Source organism: Mesorhizobium sp. LEGMi-168a, from assembly GCF_058312955.1.
Genome location: NZ_JBZEGV010000001.1, coordinates 1 through 19,078, shown reverse-complemented (window position 1 = coordinate 19,078; position 19,078 = coordinate 1). Strand labels below are relative to the sequence as shown.

Sequence of the window (19,078 nt, the reverse complement as noted above, 5' to 3'; positions counted from 1 at the left end):
CCTAGTTCGCCGCCCGGCCGGACTGCACCCACTCTTCCAGCATCTGCACGCCGAACGCCGTGGCGCCTTCCCGGCCAAGCGGCCGATCCTTGTCGGCCAGTTCCTTGCCGGCTATGTCGAGGTGCACCCAGGGACGGTCCTCGGTGAAATTGCGCAGGAAGGCCGCCGCATAGGGCGCGTCGCCGTCTTCCATGTCCTTGGCGTGATGACGAATATCGGCGAAGGGCGATTGCAGCCCTTCTTCATAGGCCCGGTCGAGCGGCAGCTGCCAGAACCGTTCGCCGACCTTTTCCCCGGCCGCGATCATGCGCGAGGCGATGGTGTCGTCGGTGCTGAAGAGGCCGGCGAATATCGAGCCCAGGCCCCGCATCACCGAATAGGTCAGCGTCGCCAGGTCGACAATCACCGAGGGGTTGAAACGCGAGGCGGCGTAATAGAGGCAGTCGGCCAGGATCAGCCGGCCTTCAGCATCGGTGTCGAACACCTCTACGGTCTGCCCCGACGCCGTCGTGATGATGTCGCGAGGCTTGAGCGCGGTACCGGACGGCATGTTCTCGGCAATGCCGAGCACGCCGACGGCATGCACGGGACTGCCTTGCCGGGCCAGCGCGATCAGCAGACCGACCACGGCGGCCGCACCGCCCATGTCGGCCTTCATATCGAACATCTGCTCGCCGCGCTTTATGCACAGACCGCCGGAATCGAAGCAGACGCCCTTGCCGACAAAGGCCAGCGGCTGCGCGGGAGCGCCCTTGCCGCGATAGCGCAGGACCGCGACACGCGGGGCTCGCGGCGACCCCGACCCAACGGCAAGGATCGCATTCATGCCGAGCTCTTTCAGCCGGGACGTGTCGAGTATCTCGACATCGATGCCTGCCTCGCGCAGCGGCTCCAGATGATCATGGAAATTGTCGGGGTGGAGATGGTTCGGCGGCAGGTTGACCAGCGTGCGCGCATATTCGACACCGTCCGCGATGGCATTGACCCGCGCCAGCGCCGAGGTCAGATCCGAACCGGCCGCACCGATCAATTGCACCCGCAAGGTTCGGTCGGCGCCTGCTCCTTGCCTCCGGTTGCGCATGTCGAAGCGATAGCGCCGCAGCCGCATGCCGAGCGCGACCCGCGCCAGGACTTCCGCTGCCGGAAGATCGACACTTGCGAGCGGGTCCAGCACCAGCGTGGCCGCGCATTCGCCCTTGCCTTCCAAATGCGCGGCAAGCAGACCGCCGGCACGCGCCAGGGAAAGCGTGGTTACGGTCTCGGCCTGGCCCAATGCCAGGACCACCACGCGCCGGGCCGATACAGCCTCGGGGGCAATGACATCGACACAGGTGCCGGATTTAGAAAGCGCGGCCGGATCGGAGCAAGCGCGCGACAGGATCCCGTTCATCTCGGCATCGAGCGCAGCTGCCCTGGGACCGAAACCGTTCTGCGCGGTTTGCAGGATCACGACGACGGAGGTTTCCGCGGAAATCTCGTTCGCCGCTTCAAAGACCGGCGCCGGCGACTGAGGCATAAAAGCTCGTTCTCCCATTTGCGGGCTGCTCCGGCCATGTCGGCTGCGTCCTACGCAAAGCCTCTCCTGCCACCGGTCGAAACCGGTCAGGCCGGTCCGCGCCGTTGGGGAAATGGTATCGGAGTACCCAGATAATTGTTTTCAGACGGCGACTTAAGTCGCTCTTGCCATTTGGGTATCCTCGAACCGGCCAGACGATCAAACGCCAATTTTGCCCAAGTCGATTGACAAAAACTCAACTGACAATTCATGATCGGCCAATGGCCCTGCCCTCACTCAATGGCATGCGCGCTTTCGAGGCCGCCGCGCGCCTCGGCAGCATCAAGGATGCGGCTGAGGAGCTGCATCTGACGCCCTCGGCCGTCAGCCGCCACATCCGCGCGCTCGAGCGGAACCTTGGCCAGGATTTGTTCGAGCGTGGCTTCCGCCAAATAACCCCGACCATCAGGGGCTCATATTATGCGCGCTCTCTCTCCGAGGCATTCGAGGCCATCTGGCGCGCCACCGGCGATGTCAGCTTCGTCGATGGCCCGGGCCACGGCAGGACCCAGCGCGTCAGGGTGCTCTGCGTGCCGGCGGTTCTGAACCTTTGGCTGGCGGACCGCTTGCCGAATTTCCGCAGGCTGCATCCATCCGTGGATCTGGAGATTTCGACCTCGGGCAAGCGCGCCAACTTCGATTTGGCCATTGTCGACGAGTTCGTCTACAAGGCCGGCCCGGCCCTGACGCTGCTGATCCCACTGGTTCTGACCCCGGTCTGCGCGCCCTTGCTACTCGAAGGACCGGTGCCGCTCAGAACGCCTGCCGACCTGGTCAATCATCATCTGATCCACGAATGCGAGAGCATGCGCTGGCGGCGTTGGCTGGAACAGGAAGGCGTCTTGGACACCACGCCGAAATCCAGCACGACCCTCGACGACTGCACCTTGATCATGCGCGAAGTGATAAACGGTGCCGGGATCGCTTTAGCCGACACCATGATGGCGCAGGACCTTCTGCAGCAAGGCAAGCTTGTCGCCCCGTTCAGCGCCCGCCACACCTATCCCGCCGGCATCTACCTGCATCAGCGCCGCAGCATCGGAAACAAGCCGGGCACCGGCTTGTTCCAGGATTGGCTGCTCGCCGAGATCGCCGATCACAAGCGGACCATGGCTATCGCGTAGCGCATCTCGGGAAGCTGCGCTGCCTCAAGCGGCACGCAAACAAAAAAAGGTGGCGGCGATATGGCCCCCGCCTCCGCATTGCTCGATGGGTTGCGCTCAACCCTTGATGGCGGCGGTCACTTCGTCATAGGCCTTGCAGGCTTCGTCCAGCGTCGTGGCGTTCTGGTATTTCGTCGTCACGGCCTGCACCTTGGCCGTCAGATCGGCCGCCTTGCTCGGATCCTTGGTGATCGCTTCCTGAAGCGCGGCGGCCATGTCCTGCGCCTTCTTGGTGGCGATCTCCTGCGTGCACTCCGGCCCCTTCGAACAGGCCGAAACGGCCAGCGCCGCAACACCAACGGCAACGAGCAAAAACTTCTTCATGTCAATCATCTCCTCAAAAAAGGCAGCGGCCCATCGCCGCTGCCTCCCAATGGCCGAAGCCCAATGGCCGAAGCCGACCGTGCCATAACCTCTGATTGTGGCGGCACGCAACGACCGGGCCGCATAAACTTGTGTAACGAAGCTGCAACAGGAGTTTGCCGGACCGGCGCCACGCCTGTTTCCTGCCAATGGCCCTGCTCTTCCTGCCAGTCTCGCTGCCCTTGCCTCGAGCTCCCACTGCATGCAAGGAGTGCTCCGAAACAACGGGACGACAGGCATGGCGGCTGAAGCATCGAGCAGCGATCTCGTACAGGTGGTGGCGCTGCTTGCCGCCGGCGTGGTCGCCGTACCGATCTTCAAGCGCATGGGGCTGGGTTCCATCCTCGGCTATCTCGCCGCCGGAGTGGTCATCGGGCCGTTCGGGCTGCGCATCTTTTCCGAATCGGAGGCCATCCTCCACGTCGCCGAGCTCGGCGTCGTCATGTTCCTGTTCATCATCGGCCTTGAAATGCAGCCGTCGCGGCTCTGGGGCCTGCGCCGCGAGATTTTTGGCCTCGGCGCGCTGCAGGTCGGCGTTTGCGCCCTGCTTCTGACCGGCGTCGGGCTGGCCGGCGGCTTTCCGATCGCGCAGTCCTTCGTCGCCGGCGCCGGCTTCGTGCTGACCTCGACGGCGATCGTCATGCATTTGCTCGAGGAGCGCGGCGAGATCGCCACGCCCAAGGGTCAGCGCATCGTGTCGATCCTTCTGCTCGAAGACCTGATGATCGTGCCGCTTCTGGCGCTGGTTGCATTCCTCGCGCCTGGCGGCGCCGACATGAGCCTGTCCGAGCGATTGACCGAGGTCGGCATCGGGATCGCGGCGATCGTCGGTCTCGTCGTGGCTGGCCGCTATCTGCTCAATCCCCTCTTCCGCATCCTGGCGGAAGCCCGCGCCCGCGAAGTAATGACCGCGGCGGCGCTGCTGGTGGTACTGGGGTCGGCTTTGGCCATGCAGCTTTCCGGCCTGTCGATGGCGATGGGGGCCTTCCTCGCCGGCGTGCTGCTCTCCGAATCGACCTTCCGCCATCAGCTCGAAGCCGATATCGAACCGTTCCGCGGAATCCTGCTCGGCCTGTTCTTCCTCGCCGTCGGCATGTCGCTCGACCTTAGCGTCGTCGCCCAGAACTGGCGCCTCGTCGCCATCTACGTCGTCGCCTACATGATCATGAAGGCGCTCGGCATCTATATCGTCGCGCGCATGCTCAAGAGCGGCCATCGCGAAGCGCTCGAACGTGCCGTCTTCATGGCGCAGGGCGGTGAGTTCGCCTTCGTCCTCTATTCTTCGGCCGCCGCGGTCGGCATCATCGACGGCCAGGCCAATGCCACGCTGACCGCCATCGTCATCATCTCCATGGTGCTGACGCCCTTGGCAATCGTGGCGCTACGCTATCTCACGCCGCGCGACGAGCAATCGCTCGAAGGTGTCGACATCGCCGACGGTCTCACCGGCAGCGTGCTGATCATCGGCTTCGGCCGCTTTGGCCAGATCGCCAGCCAACCGCTGCTTTTGCGCGGCCTCGACGTCTCGATCATCGACAACGAGGTCGAGATGATCCAGGCGGCGGCCGATTTCGGCTTCAAAGTCTATTACGGGGACGGCACGCGGCTCGACATCCTGCACGCAGCCGGCGCCGGCCGGGCGCGCGCGGTGCTGATCTGCGTCGACAAGCCGGACGCAGCGGTGCGCATCGCCCAGCTGATCAAGGCCGAATTCCCGCTGGTCACCGTTCTGGCACGCGCCTTCGACCGCGGCACCGCGCTGCAGCTTGTCCGCGCCGGCGTCGACTATCAGCTGCGCGAGACTTTCGAATCGGCGCTGGTCTTCGGTGGCTCGGCGCTGGAATCACTGGGCGTCGACCCGGAAGAGGTCGCCGAGGTCATCGAGGACGTTCGCCGCCGCGATGAGGCCCGTTTCGAAACGCAATTGGCCGAGGGCGTACGCGCCGGCCAGCGCTTCCTGAAAGGCAATATCGGCACGCCGATCCCGACGCCGCTCACCCAGCCGCGCCGCGCCGGCCGGGCGCTGAACGAGGAGACGGCCGGCGTTCTGAACAAGGCAGAGGCGAAGAACTGAAAGGGTAACGCATGGCAGAGTTCGACGCGCGGGCGCTTTCCGTCACCAAATTCTGGCGCGACGCCGGCGAGGACGCCTGGTTCGAGAAGAACGACGCGTTCGACGCGGATTTCCGCAGCCGCTTCCTGGAGTTGCACTATGCAGTCGCCAGGCGCGAATGCGACGACTGGAACGCGCAGGCCGAAGGATCGCTGGCGCTGATGATCCTGCTCGATCAGTTTCCGCGCAACTGCTTCCGCGGCACCGGACATATGTACGCGACTGATCCCTTAGCCAGGTATTTTGCCGACAAGGCGATCACCGCCGGACAGGATTTGGAACTGGACGAAGTGGTTCGCGTCTTCCTCTATCTGCCCTTCGAGCATTCGGAATCGCTTGTCGACCAGGAACGATCGGTGGAGCTCACGGCTGCGCGGGCGCCGGAGTATTTGAAATACGCCAAGGAGCATCTGGAGATCATCGAGCACTTCGGCCGCTTCCCGCACCGAAACAAGATGCTCGGCCGCGAAACGACGCCCGAGGAAAAGGCATTTCTCGACGACGGCGGCTTCTCCGGCTAGCCCAGCCACCACTCCCGGCCCGACGGCAGCCGTTCGATGCGCGACGTGTCGACGGCGCCGAGCCGCTCCGACACGCTTCTGTCGCCGACTGCGAGCTCGGGTGCGATCTCGGCCAGCGGCGCCAGCACGAAGGCCCGCTCCAGCATGCGCGGGTGCGGCACTTCGAGCCCGGTCTCGTGGATCACCCGGTCGCCGAACACCAGGATGTCGATATCGATCAGGCGCGGCCCCCAGCGTTCCTCGCGCACCCGCTTCAGGCGCCTTTCGACGTCCAGGCAAAGGTCGAGCAGGGCACGCGGCGACAGCGCCGTTTCGATCGCGGCCGCGGCATTGAGGAAATCGGGCTGGTCGAGCTTGCCCCAGGGCGGCGTGCGGTAGAGCGAGGAGACGGCGGTGACGCGCGTCTTGTCGTCGCCGTCCAGCATGCGCAACGCCGCGGCCATGGACTTCGCCGGATCGCCGAGATTGCCGCCGAGACTGAGGTAAACGACGCTATTCTGGCCAGACAACGGTCACCTCGACATGATCGAGCACGCCCGGCACCGGGGCGTTCGGCTTGCGCACCGTGATCTCGGCCTTCCTGATCTGCGGAAACCGCGCGGCAAGCGCCTTCGCCACTTCGAGCGCCAGCGCCTCGATCAGGAAGCGGCGCTGTCCGGTGACGATCTTCTCGATCACCGAAAAGGCGATGCCGTAATTGACGGTGTCCTCGATGGAGTCTTCCTCCAGCGGGCGGCTGGGCTCGACGTTCAGCTCGGCGTCGACATAGAAACGCTGGCCGAGCGTCTCCTCTTCGTCCAGCACGCCGTGCCGGGCAAAGAAGGCGCAGTTCTTCATACGAATGACATACATCGTCAGCGTCCGGGAGAAAGGTCGTTTTCGCGCGCCAGCATAGCATCGGCCACCGCCAGCGCATCCACGTTGATTGCGACATCGTGGACGCGAAAAAGATCGGCCCCTTTGAGCCGCAGGATGACGCTGGTGGCCGCGGTGCCGACCGCGCGCCCGGCAGGCTCGCGCCCGGTGACGCCGCCGATGAAGCGCTTTCGCGACGTCCCCGCCATCAGCGGAAAGCCGAGCGCCTGAAGCTCGGAGAACCGCGCCATCAGATCGAGATTTTCCTCCGTCGTTTCCTTGGCGAAGCCGAAGCCGGCATCGAGCACGATCTGGCTTTCGGCAACGCCGCCGGCGCGCGCAATCTCCAGCGATTTGCGCAGGAACAGGAACTGGTCCTCGATCACGTCCGGCAGTTTTTGCCGTTCGCGACCGGTATGCATGATGATGAGGCCAGCGCCGGTCTCGGCCGCGACACGCGCGATGCCCGGCTCGCGCTGCAGGCCCCAGACATCGTTGACGATGTGCGCGCCGGCGGCGACAGCGCGCCGAGCGGTATCCTCGCGATAGGTATCGACCGAAATCAGCGCCTCGCCCGATGCCGCGAGCGCCTCGATGATCGGCAGCACCCGCCCCTGCTCTTCCTCGGCGGTGATCGGGGCAAAACCCGGCCGCGTCGATTCCCCGCCGACATCGATGATGGCTGCCCCCTCTTCCGTCATGCGGCGCGCCTGGGCTATCGCCTTCTCCGGCGCGATGAACAACCCGCCATCGGAAAAGCTATCCGGCGTGACGTTGAGGATGCCGACCACGACCGCTTTCGGGCCGAGGTCGAGATGGCGTCCATGCGCGAGCTGCCATCGCCTTGTGGTCATTGTCCATCAACCATGTGTGATCCGCGCGAAATCAATTTCGTTGCGCCGGCAACGGCCGTAAAGCAAGGTGGCTGAAGAGGCAACATGATGAACCGTCCCCTGCTCTGCGCCCTGATGCTTATCCTCGCCGCCATGCCGGCCGGCGCGGCTAGCCTGGTCAAGACCTACAGCTATTTCAGCGTCGGCGGCCGCACGCTGGACGACATCGAAAAGCAGCTGACGAAAAACGGGCCTGAAGTTAAGAGTACGGGCTCCCGGCATCCGGGCGCAACGCAGATGGCTTTCACCACCCGCGTCAGCTACGCGCAGACGGCCAATTCCTGCCGGATCGCGAACGCGCAGGTGACCGTGAAGGTCAAGGTGATCCTTCCGGAATGGCGACGGCCGCGCAAGGCCGATCCGGACGTCAGGCTGTTCTGGGACACGCTTTCGGCGGACATCAAGCGCCACGAGGAGCGCCATGTCGAGATCGCCAAGAACCACGCCCGCGAGCTCGAGGACACGCTGAAGGCGACTTATCCGCAAAAGACCTGCGAAGCCGCGAAGGCGAAGGCCGCCGAGATCTCGGCCGCCATCCTCGCCAAGCACGACCGCGCCCAGGTTCAGTTCGACCGCGTTGAAGGCGTCAACTTCGAGAGCCGGATCATCCGGCTTCTGCGCTACCGGATGCAGCGCATCCAAAGCGGCCAGTTGCCGCCGGCTTGACCACGGGATCGGTGTGCCGGCGAAGGCCAATGCCGCCGAAACATAGTGCCAGATTCGAAAAACTTTCGAGCGGCGGTCGAAAACAGCCTATATCGCACGACATATATCGGGTTCGCCGGCAGGCGGGCTTTGAGAGCACGAGACACGAACGACAGGCGGGAAGACGCCTCGGACAGGCCGCTTCTTGCGGACCGCGCACCAGCCTTTGAAAGCCAGCCTTTGTTTTGAAAGAATGACGCATGGACCAGACCGTCGACAATCGCACGACGATGGGAACAACAGCCTCGCCGCCGATGAGCGAGAGCGAGAAGAATGCCATCATCGGCGGCGTGCTTTTGTCGATGCTTTTGGCGGCGCTTGACCAGACCATCGTCGCGCCCGCCCTGCCGACGATAGGCCGCGCGCTCGGCCACGCCGAATATCTGCCCTGGATCGTCACCGGCTATCTTCTGACGGCAACCGCGATGGCGCCGCTCTACGGCAAGATTTCCGATGTCTATGGCCGCCGTCCAGTCATCTATGCCGCGGTGCTCATTTTTCTCCTGGGATCGCTGGTCAGCGCTCTCGCCCCCAACATGCTGGTGCTGGTCATCGGTCGCGCCATCCAGGGCACTGGCGGCGGCGGCCTTTTTGCCCTGACACAGACTGTCATTGGCGACCTCGTGCCGCCCCGCGAGCGGGCCCGCTATGCCGCATGGATCGCCGGCACATGGGCGGTCGCCAGCGTTGCCGGGCCGCTGCTCGGCGGCACCTTCGCCGAGCACCTCCACTGGTCGCTGATCTTCTGGATCAACCTGCCGCTCGGCTTCCTGGCGATGGCGATCATCAACAAGCCGCTGAAGAAGCTGCCGATTGCGGCGAAACACCACCGCATCGATGGGCTTGGTGCGGTGCTGCTGGTGATCGCCACGGCGCTGCTGCTCCTGGCGCTCAACTGGGGCGGCAGCACCTATCCCTGGTTCTCTGCGGAAATCCTTGGACTGGTGGCCTGTTCGGCCGTGTTCTGGGCGCTGTTCGCGGTCAGATTGCTCCGCGCCGCCGAACCGTTGGTCTCGCTCGAAGTGCTGAGCAACCCGATCGTGCTCGCCGGCACGCTGTCGATGTTCCTGCTGCAGGCGGCAAGCATCGGCATCTCGGTCTATCTGCCGGTTTATCTGCAGGCGGTCGTCGGCCTCTCTGTCAGCGAGTCCGGCACGGCCATGCTTGGATTGCTCCTCGGCACCGTCGCCGGCGCCACGTTCAGCGGCCGCACCATCCCGCGCTTCTTCCACTACAAGCGCATCGCCATGTTCGGCATCGCCTTCGCGATCCTTTGCATCGGCGTGCTCAGCGCCATTGCGGGCCACGCTTCGCTGCTCGAAGTCGAGGTGCTGACGACCTTGATCGGCCTCGGCACCGGAACGACTTTCCCTGTCAGCACCGTCTCGGTCCAGAACGCGGTCGACCGCGCGCATCTCGGCGTCGCGACCGGGGTGCTGACCTTCCTGCGTTCGCTGGGCGGCGCACTTGGCGTTGCCATGCTCGGCGCCGTCGCCCTCGGCTACGGCTTGCCGTTCGCAGCCGAGGGCTCGCTAACCCGCACCGAGATCACCTCGGTGACGCCTTTCGTGATGATCTTCGTCACCGCCGGCATCACGCTTGTCCTGGCGTTGGTTGCGCTGGCGCTGATGCCGGAAAAGCCATTGCGCGGCCAGGCCGAGCACGCCGCGCCGGTGCTCTCGGAGTAGCTCGCCTGGTTTCGCGCAAGGCGCTAATCGTGGACGCCGAGCTTCTTCTGCAGGCTTGTCGACGAGGTCGTGTATTGGAAGACGATGCGCTCGCCGGGGCTGACGATGCGCTTGGCTGCCTGCGCCATCAGGGCGACCTCGTGGAAGCCTGACAGGATCAGCTTCAGCTTGCCCGGGTAAGAGTTGATGTCGCCGACGGCGAAGATGCCGGGAACTGACGTCTGGAACTTCTCGGTGTCGACCGGGATCAGGTTCTCGTGCAGGTTCAGCCCCCATTCGGCGATCGGGCCGAGTTTCATGGTGAGACCGAAGAACGGCAGCATGCGGGTGCAAGGCACCTCGACGTCGCCGTCCGGGCCGCCCTTGATCGTCGCGGAGGAGAGCTGGCTGCCGGCGCCGGTGAGCCCACCCACCTGACCGACCAGAAACTGCAGCTCTTTCATCTCCTGCATGGCATACATCTTGTTGACGCTGTCGGGCGCTGCCCGGAATTCCGGGCGCCGGTGGACGAGCGTCACGCTTCTCGCGATCGGCTGCAGGTTGAGGGTCCAGTCGAGCGCCGAATCGCCGCCGCCGACGATGACGAGGTCGTGGCCGCGAAAATCCTCCATGCGACGGACCGAATAGAAGACGCTCTTGCCTTCATAGCCCTCGATGCCCGGGATGGGCGGGCGCTTGGGCTGGAACGAGCCACCGCCGGCGGCAATCACCACCACCTTCGCCTCGAACACCTCATTCTCATCCGTGGTGACGCGAAAACTGCCGTCCTCGAGCTTTTCGAGGCTGGAGACCATGCGGTTGAAGGTGAAGTCGGGCTTGAACGGATGGATCTGCTCCATCAGCTTGTCGACCAGACCCTGTGCCGTGATCATCGGCCAGCCGGGAATGTCGTAGATCGGCTTTTCCGGATAGAGCTCGGCGCATTGGCCGCCCGGACGGTCGAGGATGTCGATGAGATGGCACTTCATGTCGAAGAGGCCGAGCTCGAATACGGCGAACAGGCCGATTGGCCCTGCCCCGACAATGAGTACGTCCGTCTTGATCGTGTCCGTCATAAGCTCTGCCCCATCGCGCATGACCCCGAAAATCGGAACCGATTTTCGGAAAGGATCATGCGCCAATCAAAGTGCTACAGCGTCCTTTGCGCGTCCAAGAGGACGCGCGGCGCTGTAGTGAAATGGTGGGGACAGTGCATGACCTATAGCCCGCTGCCAAGCAGCCACGGCCAAAATTGGAAAATGGAGAGTTGGTTCAGCCTTGGCGTTCGGGCACACGGACGACAAGACCGTCGAGCGCGTCTCGCACCTTGATCTGGCAGGACAGGCGCGAGTTCGGCCGGACATCGTAGGCGAAGTCCAGCATGTCCTCCTCCATCGCTTCCGGCTCGCCGACTTCGGCCGTCCAAGCCTCGTCGACATAGACATGGCAGGTCGCACAGGCGCAGGCGCCGCCGCATTCCGCCTCGATGCCGGGCACCGCGTTGCGGATTGCGTTTTCCATGACGGTCGAGCCGTTCTCGGCCTCCACGTCGAATTGAGTGCCGTCATTGGCGATGTAAGTCAGCTTGGTCATTTGTCACCTGAGGAGTCGCAGCCGAGATAATCACTCCACCGGACAAGTCAACTGCGGCGCGAAAACGCCACCGCATGACGTTTTTTCAGAAGGCGCGCTTTGCCGGCGCTAGCGGCTGATGGCGGCGATGAAGTCCCGCACTTCCTCGATCAATACGCCGAGTTTCTTAACGGTGCGCGCGTCCTCGGGCTGCTTTTCGATGGTCGCGGCGCATTCGGCGACGGCAAAGGCGCCGATACCGCGCGCCGAGCCTTTCAGGCTGTGCGCAAGGAGCACTCGTTCCTTGGCATCGGCGTCGAGGATCTTGTCATGTACCGAAAGCGCCTGCTGCACGAACAGCGCCAGCACTTCCTGTTCGAGCGCGCGGTCATCCATCGTCTGCCGCGCAAGATGGGCCAAATCCACAGGTCGCGACCCTGCCGTTCCCGACGCGTCGCCGCCGGGCATGGAAAACGCGATTCCACTCTCGCCACGCATACGCTCTGCAACTCCCTAAAAAGGCGGCCGGCGCCCACAAAAATAGGCGATCCGCGTCGCCATCGGGTTAACGATTGGCCGGGAAAAATGTTGTCACGGAGGCAGCGTGAATCACGCTTCCGTTAACCTTATATTTAAAGTTTTACGTATCGCCCGGAATGCATGTTTTCTTTACCCCAGTGTGTCATTACGATACGAACGTCCATTTTCAGCCTCCTGTCTGGGACCAGACAAGCCAGAATCAGGCCAAAATCATAAGTCCCGCGGCAGCTAGTACAGGGTAGCGAAGGCATGGCTAAGAAACCGACGACGACCAGATCCCTCGAGAGCGACGTAGCCGCGGAGCTGGAAAAGGCGCTTGACCTTGACCTCAACGGCGACGAAGGCGGGCTCGACATGGCGGCGTCGATGGAAGATCTCGAGGCCCAGATATCGGCGGCCGCGGACGAATTGGCGCGCGAAGGCCGCAGCCAGAGGATCGAGCCGGCAAACGAGCCTCAGGCCCCGAAGGCGGCGCCTCAACCGAAACCGGCGGAGCTGCGCCCGGTCGAGTCGCGCGCCTCGCAGCCGGCCGGTTTCACGCCGGCCCCGGGCTTTACACCGGCCAATGACGACCGCCAGAAGGACTACCGCACGCTTCTGCACGGCCTCAACCGGCGTGCGTCGAGCACCGTCTACTGGGTGATAGCGTTCATTTCGCTCGCCTGGATCGCAGGCGCCGGCGGCCTCGCCAACCTTTTGTTCGGCCCGGACATCTGGAAGATCCGCACCTTCAACCAGTTTTTCGCCCGCCCCGAGCTGATCGGGCTTGCGGTCGCCGCGATCATCCCGGTCATTCTTTTCTGGGCCTTCGCCGCGATGATCCGGCGCGCCCAGGAAATGCGCATTGCCGCGCAATCGATGACCGAGGTGGCCTTCCGCCTCGCCGAGCCGGAAAACCTTGCCCAGGACCGTGTCATGATGATCGGCCAGGCCGTTCGCCGCGAGGTGGCGGCCATGGGCGAAGGCATCGAGCGCACCTTGGCGCGCGCCGTCGAGCTCGAAACGCTCGTCCACAGCGAAGTCAGCCAGATCGAGCGCTCCTATTCCGAGAACGAGGCCCGCATCCGCTCGCTGGTCGACGGGCTCGGCAGCGAGCGCGAAGCGGTCGTCACCCATGCCGAGCGCGTGCGCGCCTCGATCGCCGGCGCGCATGAGACGCTGCGCGACGAGATCGGCTCGGCCAGCGACATCATTCGCGACTCGATCCTCAACGCCTCGACCAAACTGTCGATGACGATCAACAATTCCGGCGACACGCTGATCGATCGCATCAACGAAAGCTCGATGTCGATCTTCGATTCGGTCGAAACCCGGCTCGATACGATCACCGACCGCCTGTCGACCTCGGGTGAGGCCTTCGCCAGCCTGCTCGACACCCGCATCGCCAAGCTGACCGACACCACCGACGGCCTCACCCGCTCGCTGACCGACCTGCTCGACGACCGCACCACCGGCATGGTCTCGCTGCTCGGCGGCGCGGCGCGCACGCTGAGCTCCGAGTTCGAAGCGAGCCTCAACGGCATCGAGCGGACGCTGGCCGAGCGCGGCCAGGCGCTGATCAGCGAGTTCCAGACGCGCGCGGAGGCGCTCGACACCGGCACGCAGAAGCTCAATGCCGCGCTCGAGGCCCGCGCCCGCCAGATCAACGAGACGCTCGTCGAGCGCGCCCGCGAGATTGCCCACACCTTCGCCGAGAGCAAGGACCAGCTGTCGTCGATGATCGACCAGGGCAGGACCCAGATCGGCGCCGATATGGCCGACATCATCTCGTCGACCTCATCCATGCTGGAAACCCGCGCCACCGATTTCGCCGGTCGCATGGAAGCGGCCCGTCACGTCGTGTCGCGTTCCTTCGACGCCGACATCCAGCGGCTCGCCGATGCCCGCGTCGGCATCGAGGAAGCCGTCGAAAACCACAGCCAAAAGCTTTCCGAGAGCCGCGACCGCATGGCCGCCGCCATGCAGGAGGATCTTGCGAGGTTCGCCGAGGGTCGTGCCGAGATCGATGCAGCCGTAACCAACCAGGTGCAGAAGCTGGCGGAAGGCCGCGGCCTGATCTCGCGCGCGCTGGAAGAGGACCTGCGCAAGGTCAACGAGGCGCACGCCGCCATCGACGCTTCGCTGGGCAGCCACCTCGAGCAGCTCGACGAAGGCCGCAATCGACTCTCCCAGGCGTTGAACGAAGACTCCGGCAGACTGGTGCAAGCCCGTACAATGATTGACGAAATGGTCGCTGGCCATGTCGGCAAACTGGCCGAGGGCCGCAACATTCTGGCGCGCGCACTGGAAGCCGATCTCGGCAAGCTGCAGGACAGCCGCGCCTCGATCGACGGCCTCGTCGCCGGCCAGGTCGAGAAGATCGCCGAAGGGCGCGCCGTGCTCGCCAAGGCGCTCGAGACCGACATCGTCGGCATCAGGAACTTGATCGAGACCCATTCCGCCAAGCTCGCCGAAGACAGGGGCGAACTCAGCCGCGCGCTGGAGGATGACCTCGGCGGCATCCGTGGCCTGATCGACAGTCATGCCGGCAAACTCGCGGACGATCGCAGCCTGTTGTCGCAGACGCTGGAGGCCGATCTCGCGAAGCTCGCCGAAAGCCGCGCCTCGATCGACGGCCTCGTCGCCGGCCAGGTCGAGAAGCTCGCCGAAGGCCGCGATATCCTGAAGCGCGCCCTGGAAGCAGACATCAACACCATCAGGGGCGCCATCGCGGGACACTCCGACAAGGTGCTGGAAGACCGCGCTCAACTGTCGAAGGCCCTGGAGGCCGATCTGCAGTCGGTCAGCGGCGCGATCTCCGATCACCAGAACAGGCTCGTCCAGGATCGTTCGGTGCTGTCGAAGTCGCTCGAGGACGATCTCGCCAAATTGGCGGAGAGCCGCGCCTCGATCGACGGCCTCGTCGCCGGCCAGGTCGACAAACTCGCCGAAGGCCGCGATATCCTCAAGCGAGCTTTGGAGGCGGACCTCAACACCATCCAAGGCGCCATCGTCGATCATTCGCAAAAGATCAGCGACCATCGCGCCGACCTGTCGCGCGCCCTCGATGCAGATATGGCCAATGCCAGCGGTCTCATGCAGACCCACGCCGACAGGCTCTCGCAGGACCGCGCGACGCTGTCCAAGGCCCTGGAGGACGATCTCGCCAAGCTTGCCGAAAGCCGTTCCAGCATCGACGGGCTGGTCGCCGGCCAGGTCGAGAAGCTCGCCGAAGGCCGCGACATCCTCAAGCGCGCCCTGGAAGCAGACCTTGCCAAGCTGGCCGAGAGCCGCACCTCGATCGACGGCCTCGTTGCCGGCCAGGTTGAGAAGCTTGCGGAGGGCCGCGATATCCTCACACGCGCTCTCGAGGCCGATCTCGCCAAGTTGGCCGAGAGCCGCACCTCGATCGACGGTTTGGTCTCCGGCCAGGTCGAGAAGCTCGCCGAGGGCCGCGATATCCTCAAGCGCGCGCTTGAAGCCGACCTGCAGAAGCTGGCCGAAAGCCGCTCCGAGATCGACGGTGTCATTGCCGGCCATGTCGGCAAGCTTTCCGAGGGCCGCGACATGCTGGCCCGGGCGCTCGAGGACGATCTCGCCAAGCTCGCCGAAGCACGCAAGGACGTCGACCGTTCGGTGTCCGGCCACATCGACCAGATCGCGGCGAAAAGCGGCGACATCTCGGCGGCGATCGCAGCCGATGTCGAGAAGATCGAACAGGCCTTCAGCCGCCAGACCGGCGTCATCGAAGAGCGCGCCGGCACTATGGAACGTGCGCTGTCGACCGGTGTCGACAATGTCCGCGGCGTTCTCGAAAAGACCGCCGTCTTCGTTGCCGGCGCCTTGCGCGACAAGGTCATGGAAATCACCAGTACCCTGCACGAGCAGGCGGGTGCTGCCTTCAGCGACGCCGACCGCAAGATCGCCGAACGCGCCGAGCAGACTTCGGCAGCACTCCTTGCTAGGGCCGAGGACATCGCCAATGCTTTCGAGGCGGCCGACCGCCGCCTGCAAGAGCGCGCTCAGGACACGTCCAGCATGCTGATGGCCCGCGCCGACGATGCGTCCAATTCGCTCATGGCCCGGGCCGAGGAAACCGCGGACAAGCTGGCCTCCCGCGCCAGCGAGATCGCCGGCACTTTCGACGCCGCGGACCAGAAGCTGGTGGCTCGCGCGGTCGAGACGGCGCAGTCGCTGGCGGCGCGCGCCGGCGACATCCTGCGCAACTTCGAGGGCGCCGACGAGCGGCTGAGCATGCGCATCAGCGAATCGGCTGAAGCGCTGGCCGCACGTGCATCGGATCTCGGCCGCATCTTCGATGCTGCCGACCAGCATCTGATCTCGCGCATTGCCGAGGGTTCGGAAGCGTTGTCGTCGCGGGCGTCCGAAATTGCCCGCATCTTCGACGACGCGGACAGCCGCCTGGTGTCGCGCATCGCCAGCAGCACCTCGACCATCGGCGAACATGCCGACACCATTGTCGGCGCATTCACCGCCACCGAGCAGCGCGTCGCCGATCGCGCCCGGCAGACCGGCCAGGAACTGGCCGTCCATGCCCGCGAGATCGAGCAGGCGCTTGCCGGCGCCGACGAGCGCCTGGCTTCCAGCGCCGCGGCGGCCGCGGCGCGTGTCGAGGAGCAGGTGGCGAGCGTCGAGAACCGCCTTGCCTACGGCGCCGAAACGATGGGCCAGAAGCTCAGCGATCAGGTCTCCAGCGCCGAGGCCCAGCTGATCTCGCGCGCAAATGTCATCGCCGAGACCTTCACGGCGGTCGGCCAGCACATCGGCCAGAGCACCAACGAGGCGGCAAAGACCATCGGCGCCAACACCCGCGAGCTCAACACCATGCTTGCGGCGCGTTCGGCCGAAATGTCGAAGATCCTCGACGAGACGGCGCGGCCTCTGGTCGAGCGCTTCGCCCAGGGCGGCTCGGAACTGCAAAAGAGCATGGAGGAAGTCACCGAACGGGCGACCGAAAAGCTGCGCAGCGAAAACGCAAACCTCGTCAACGCGCTTGCCAACCGTACCGCCGAGACGCTTTCGGCCGTCGAGGGCGCGCGCTCGACGCTGGCCGACAGCGTTGCCGACCTCATCGGGCGCATGTCGACCTCCAGCGCGCAACTCGGCCAGTTGATCGACCAGGCGGCCGTCAATCTCGGCCATGTCGAGGAGCGCCTGACCGGCAGCACGCAGAGCTTTGCCACGACCACGGAAAAGGCCGCCCAGACCTTCGCCAGCTCGGCACGCCTCGTCGATTCCAACACGACGCGGCTCACCGATCTGTCGTCGGCGACGTTGCGCGAGGTCGCCTCGATCGCGACCAAATTCGACGAGCACAGCCGCCTGCTGTCGAGCGCCGCGGACCTGCTGAGCTCCGCGCAGAGCAACCTCGAACACACGCTGGAGCGGCAGTCCTCGCTGGAAGACCTCGCCGTCGGCCTGGTCAAGAAATCGGAAGACCTCGAGAAGGTCATGCGCTCCTTCGAGAATCTTGTCGGCCAGACGATGCAGACCGCCGAGGGCCGGACGATGGAATCGGCGGAGAAGATCCGCACGGCCATCGCCGAGGTGGTCGATTCGGCGACGCGGCGCTTCGCCGACGCGACCGAGGAGATGCGGCGCACCGCGGGCTCGATCAAGAGCGAGCTGGACCTGACCCGCGCCGAGCTCAAGAAGGGCGTCATCGAGATGCCGGAGGAAGCCAAGGAATCGACCACGGCTATCCGCCGCGCCGTCTCCGAGCAGATTAACGCGCTCAAGGAACTGTCGGATATCGTTGCGAAATCCGGCCGCAGCGGCAGCAGCGACACCGGCGAGCCGCGCGGCCTGCGCCCCGCGCCGCAGGCGCCTGCCCGCCCTGTCGAACAGCCGCTGCGCCGTCCGCCGGCGCCGCAGCCTCAAGCTGAGCGGCCTGCCCCACAGGCACCGCCGCTTGCCGAGACGACGCTGCGCGGCACGCTGGACCTCGCCCGCCCCGCAGAGGCGCCGCGCCGCGATCCTAACGGCCGCACGCCGCAAGGTGGTTGGGTGCGCGATCTCCTGACCAATGCCTCGCGTGAGGAAGAGCTGAAGCCGGCGGCGCCGGCGGAAGCGCCGCGCGCGGCACCCGCCCAGCGCTCGCCGCTGCATGTCATGGAGTCGCTCAACTCGCTGTCCGTCGACATCGCGCGCGCCATCGACCATGACGCCTCGATCGAGCTGTGGAACCGCTATCGCCGCGGCGAGCGCGACGTCTTCACCCGTCGGCTTTACACGCTGAAGGGCCAGCAGACCTTCGACGAGATCCGCCGCAAGTACCAGGCCGAGGCCGAGTTCCGCGCCGCCGTCGACCGCTACTGCGACGATTTCGAGAAGCTGCTCAAGGACGTATCGCGCAACGACCGCGACAACATCATGGCGCAGACCTATCTGACGTCGGACACCGGCAAGGTCTACACCATGCTCGCCCACGCCAGCGGCCGCCTGCACTGAGCCGGCTGTCGGCGAGAAACAAGACGGCGGGACAAGCTCCCGCCTTTTTGTTTGCCCGAACAGCGTGCTTGTGACGTGAGCTGCGAAAGATATCGTCGGCCGGCGCTGCCCCTCATCCGCCTGCCGGCACCTTCTCCCCGTATAGTGACGGGGAGAAGGAAGATGGCCGCTACGGCGGCGGTTTTCTCTCAACGTTGGCGATTGGCGAAATCGTCGATGGCAGCGTCTTTCTCCCCGTCTCTATACGGGGAGAAATGCCCGGCAGGGCAATGAGCGACTATCTGAGTTGTCAAGTTGCATTTGCGAACTTGTTGCGCGCATCGCGTGCTTTTGCATTGAGAATGACAAGCAGCTTCCTTGCGAGTGCGATGCGGATAACCATCTTTTCCTTTCCGGCAGCCTGCAACCTTTGCTGGAAGGCAGCCAGGTGTGGATCGTATTTGGCGACGATGCCTGCAACGAGGAAGAGAACACCTCGCGGCCCCGCGCGACCGCCGCGCACCGGTCTTCGACCGCTGCGCTTGCCACTGTCATTGGCGATCGGAGCCAGGCCGGCTTGGCAATGGCCCTGTTGGAAACGATGCCGATCTCGGGCAACTGTGCCATCAGCCGTGCCACGGTGCGGGAGGCGACGCCCTTGAGCGAGCGGAAGGCCCGGTCAAGGCAAGCCCACAGCGGATC

At 64.8% G+C, this 19,078-nt stretch carries 14 protein-coding genes and 1 pseudogene; 6 read left to right on the top strand and 9 right to left on the bottom strand.

The features are described 5' to 3' along the window. Nucleotide 1 precedes the first annotated feature (1 nt). Entirely contained in the window at nt 2-1,516 is a 1,515-nt protein-coding gene (locus AC4FWB_RS00075) for a leucyl aminopeptidase (RefSeq protein ID WP_491023755.1), read from the bottom strand. 260 nt (nt 1,517-1,776) lie between these two features. Between AC4FWB_RS00075 and AC4FWB_RS00070 the strand changes: the two genes are divergently transcribed. Continuing rightward, complete coding sequence (locus AC4FWB_RS00070; protein ID WP_491023754.1) at nt 1,777-2,679, top strand: LysR family transcriptional regulator; 903 nt, start codon at nt 1,777-1,779, stop codon at nt 2,677-2,679. A 96-nt stretch (nt 2,680-2,775) separates the two neighbouring features. Here the strand turns inward: AC4FWB_RS00070 and AC4FWB_RS00065 are convergent, their stop codons facing one another. Continuing rightward, nucleotides 2,776-3,042: a hypothetical protein gene (locus AC4FWB_RS00065; protein ID WP_059185639.1), complete on the bottom strand. Its 267-nt coding sequence runs from the start codon at nt 3,040-3,042 to the stop codon at nt 2,776-2,778. A 277-nt stretch (nt 3,043-3,319) separates the two neighbouring features. On the opposite strand from AC4FWB_RS00065, the gene AC4FWB_RS00060 reads away from it, so the two are divergent. Beyond that, complete coding sequence (locus tag AC4FWB_RS00060; RefSeq protein ID WP_491023753.1) at nt 3,320-5,155, top strand: monovalent cation:proton antiporter-2 (CPA2) family protein; 1,836 nt, start codon at nt 3,320-3,322, stop codon at nt 5,153-5,155. 11 nt (nt 5,156-5,166) lie between these two features. Then, on the top strand, nt 5,167-5,715 hold the full coding sequence (locus AC4FWB_RS00055) for a DUF924 family protein (RefSeq protein ID WP_491023752.1): 549 nt from the start codon (nt 5,167-5,169) through the stop codon (nt 5,713-5,715). Here AC4FWB_RS00055 and folK read toward each other — a convergent pair. Genes folK through folP form a run of 3 tightly spaced genes read right to left on the bottom strand, consistent with a single transcriptional unit; the run spans nt 5,712 to nt 7,424 of the window. Then, nucleotides 5,712-6,224 carry a 2-amino-4-hydroxy-6-hydroxymethyldihydropteridine diphosphokinase gene (folK, locus tag AC4FWB_RS00050; protein WP_491023751.1) on the bottom strand — a complete coding sequence of 171 codons (513 nt, stop codon included), beginning with the start codon at nt 6,222-6,224 and terminating at the stop codon, nt 5,712-5,714. The two genes, AC4FWB_RS00055 and folK, sit on opposite strands and share 4 nt — an antisense overlap. Continuing rightward, entirely contained in the window at nt 6,208-6,567 is a 360-nt protein-coding gene (gene folB, locus AC4FWB_RS00045) for a dihydroneopterin aldolase (protein ID WP_491023749.1), read from the bottom strand. The genes folK and folB overlap by 17 nt, the downstream gene beginning before the upstream one ends. Before the next feature lie 2 nt (nt 6,568-6,569). After that, on the bottom strand, nt 6,570-7,424 hold the full coding sequence (folP, locus tag AC4FWB_RS00040) for a dihydropteroate synthase (RefSeq protein WP_491023747.1): 855 nt from the start codon (nt 7,422-7,424) through the stop codon (nt 6,570-6,572). An 84-nt stretch (nt 7,425-7,508) separates the two neighbouring features. Here folP and AC4FWB_RS00035 point away from each other — a divergent pair, with 84 nt between their 5' ends. Both AC4FWB_RS00035 and AC4FWB_RS00030 read left to right on the top strand, forming a co-directional pair. Continuing rightward, the gene (locus AC4FWB_RS00035) at nt 7,509-8,129 is read left to right on the top strand and encodes a DUF922 domain-containing Zn-dependent protease (protein WP_491023746.1); all 621 of its coding nucleotides are present in this window, start codon (nt 7,509-7,511) and stop codon (nt 8,127-8,129) included. Nucleotides 8,130-8,368: 239 nt separating this feature from the next. Next, nucleotides 8,369-9,856 (top strand): MDR family MFS transporter, encoded by a 1,488-nt coding sequence (locus tag AC4FWB_RS00030; protein WP_491023744.1) that lies wholly within the window; start codon nt 8,369-8,371, stop codon nt 9,854-9,856. A gap of 23 nt (nt 9,857-9,879) precedes the next feature. Here the strand turns inward: AC4FWB_RS00030 and AC4FWB_RS00025 are convergent, their stop codons facing one another. The 3 genes from AC4FWB_RS00025 to AC4FWB_RS00015 form a co-directional block, all read right to left on the bottom strand. Then, nucleotides 9,880-10,911 carry an NAD(P)/FAD-dependent oxidoreductase gene (locus AC4FWB_RS00025; RefSeq protein WP_491023742.1) on the bottom strand — a complete coding sequence of 344 codons (1,032 nt, stop codon included), beginning with the start codon at nt 10,909-10,911 and terminating at the stop codon, nt 9,880-9,882. A gap of 196 nt (nt 10,912-11,107) precedes the next feature. Then, the gene (locus AC4FWB_RS00020) at nt 11,108-11,428 is read right to left on the bottom strand and encodes a 2Fe-2S iron-sulfur cluster-binding protein (protein ID WP_126100524.1); all 321 of its coding nucleotides are present in this window, start codon (nt 11,426-11,428) and stop codon (nt 11,108-11,110) included. 108 nt (nt 11,429-11,536) lie between these two features. After that, the gene (locus AC4FWB_RS00015; RefSeq protein ID WP_491023740.1) at nt 11,537-11,905 is read right to left on the bottom strand and encodes an Hpt domain-containing protein; all 369 of its coding nucleotides are present in this window, start codon (nt 11,903-11,905) and stop codon (nt 11,537-11,539) included. Nucleotides 11,906-12,196: 291 nt separating this feature from the next. On the opposite strand from AC4FWB_RS00015, the gene AC4FWB_RS00010 reads away from it, so the two are divergent. Further along, the gene (locus tag AC4FWB_RS00010; RefSeq protein ID WP_491023739.1) at nt 12,197-18,397 is read left to right on the top strand and encodes a kinesin; all 6,201 of its coding nucleotides are present in this window, start codon (nt 12,197-12,199) and stop codon (nt 18,395-18,397) included. Between the two features lie 289 nt (nt 18,398-18,686). Here the strand turns inward: AC4FWB_RS00010 and AC4FWB_RS00005 are convergent. Continuing rightward, a pseudogene (locus AC4FWB_RS00005) lies at nt 18,687-19,078 on the bottom strand (transposase); the annotation flags it as partial.

Coding starts and splice junctions, on each gene's coding strand:
- AC4FWB_RS00030 (WP_491023744.1), top strand. CDS start 8,369: ATGGACCAGACCGTCGACAATCGCACGACGATGGGAACAACAGCCTCG.
- AC4FWB_RS00060 (WP_491023753.1), top strand. CDS start 3,320: ATGGCGGCTGAAGCATCGAGCAGCGATCTCGTACAGGTGGTGGCGCTG.
- AC4FWB_RS00055 (WP_491023752.1), top strand. CDS start 5,167: ATGGCAGAGTTCGACGCGCGGGCGCTTTCCGTCACCAAATTCTGGCGC.
- AC4FWB_RS00065 (WP_059185639.1), bottom strand. CDS start 3,042: ATGAAGAAGTTTTTGCTCGTTGCCGTTGGTGTTGCGGCGCTGGCCGTT.
- AC4FWB_RS00020 (WP_126100524.1), bottom strand. CDS start 11,428: ATGACCAAGCTGACTTACATCGCCAATGACGGCACTCAATTCGACGTG.
- AC4FWB_RS00010 (WP_491023739.1), top strand. CDS start 12,197: ATGGCTAAGAAACCGACGACGACCAGATCCCTCGAGAGCGACGTAGCC.
- AC4FWB_RS00075 (WP_491023755.1), bottom strand. CDS start 1,516: ATGCCTCAGTCGCCGGCGCCGGTCTTTGAAGCGGCGAACGAGATTTCC.
- AC4FWB_RS00070 (WP_491023754.1), top strand. CDS start 1,777: ATGGCCCTGCCCTCACTCAATGGCATGCGCGCTTTCGAGGCCGCCGCG.
- folP (WP_491023747.1), bottom strand. CDS start 7,424: ATGACCACAAGGCGATGGCAGCTCGCGCATGGACGCCATCTCGACCTC.
- folB (WP_491023749.1), bottom strand. CDS start 6,567: ATGTATGTCATTCGTATGAAGAACTGCGCCTTCTTTGCCCGGCACGGC.
- AC4FWB_RS00035 (WP_491023746.1), top strand. CDS start 7,509: ATGATGAACCGTCCCCTGCTCTGCGCCCTGATGCTTATCCTCGCCGCC.
- AC4FWB_RS00015 (WP_491023740.1), bottom strand. CDS start 11,905: ATGCGTGGCGAGAGTGGAATCGCGTTTTCCATGCCCGGCGGCGACGCG.
- AC4FWB_RS00025 (WP_491023742.1), bottom strand. CDS start 10,911: ATGACGGACACGATCAAGACGGACGTACTCATTGTCGGGGCAGGGCCA.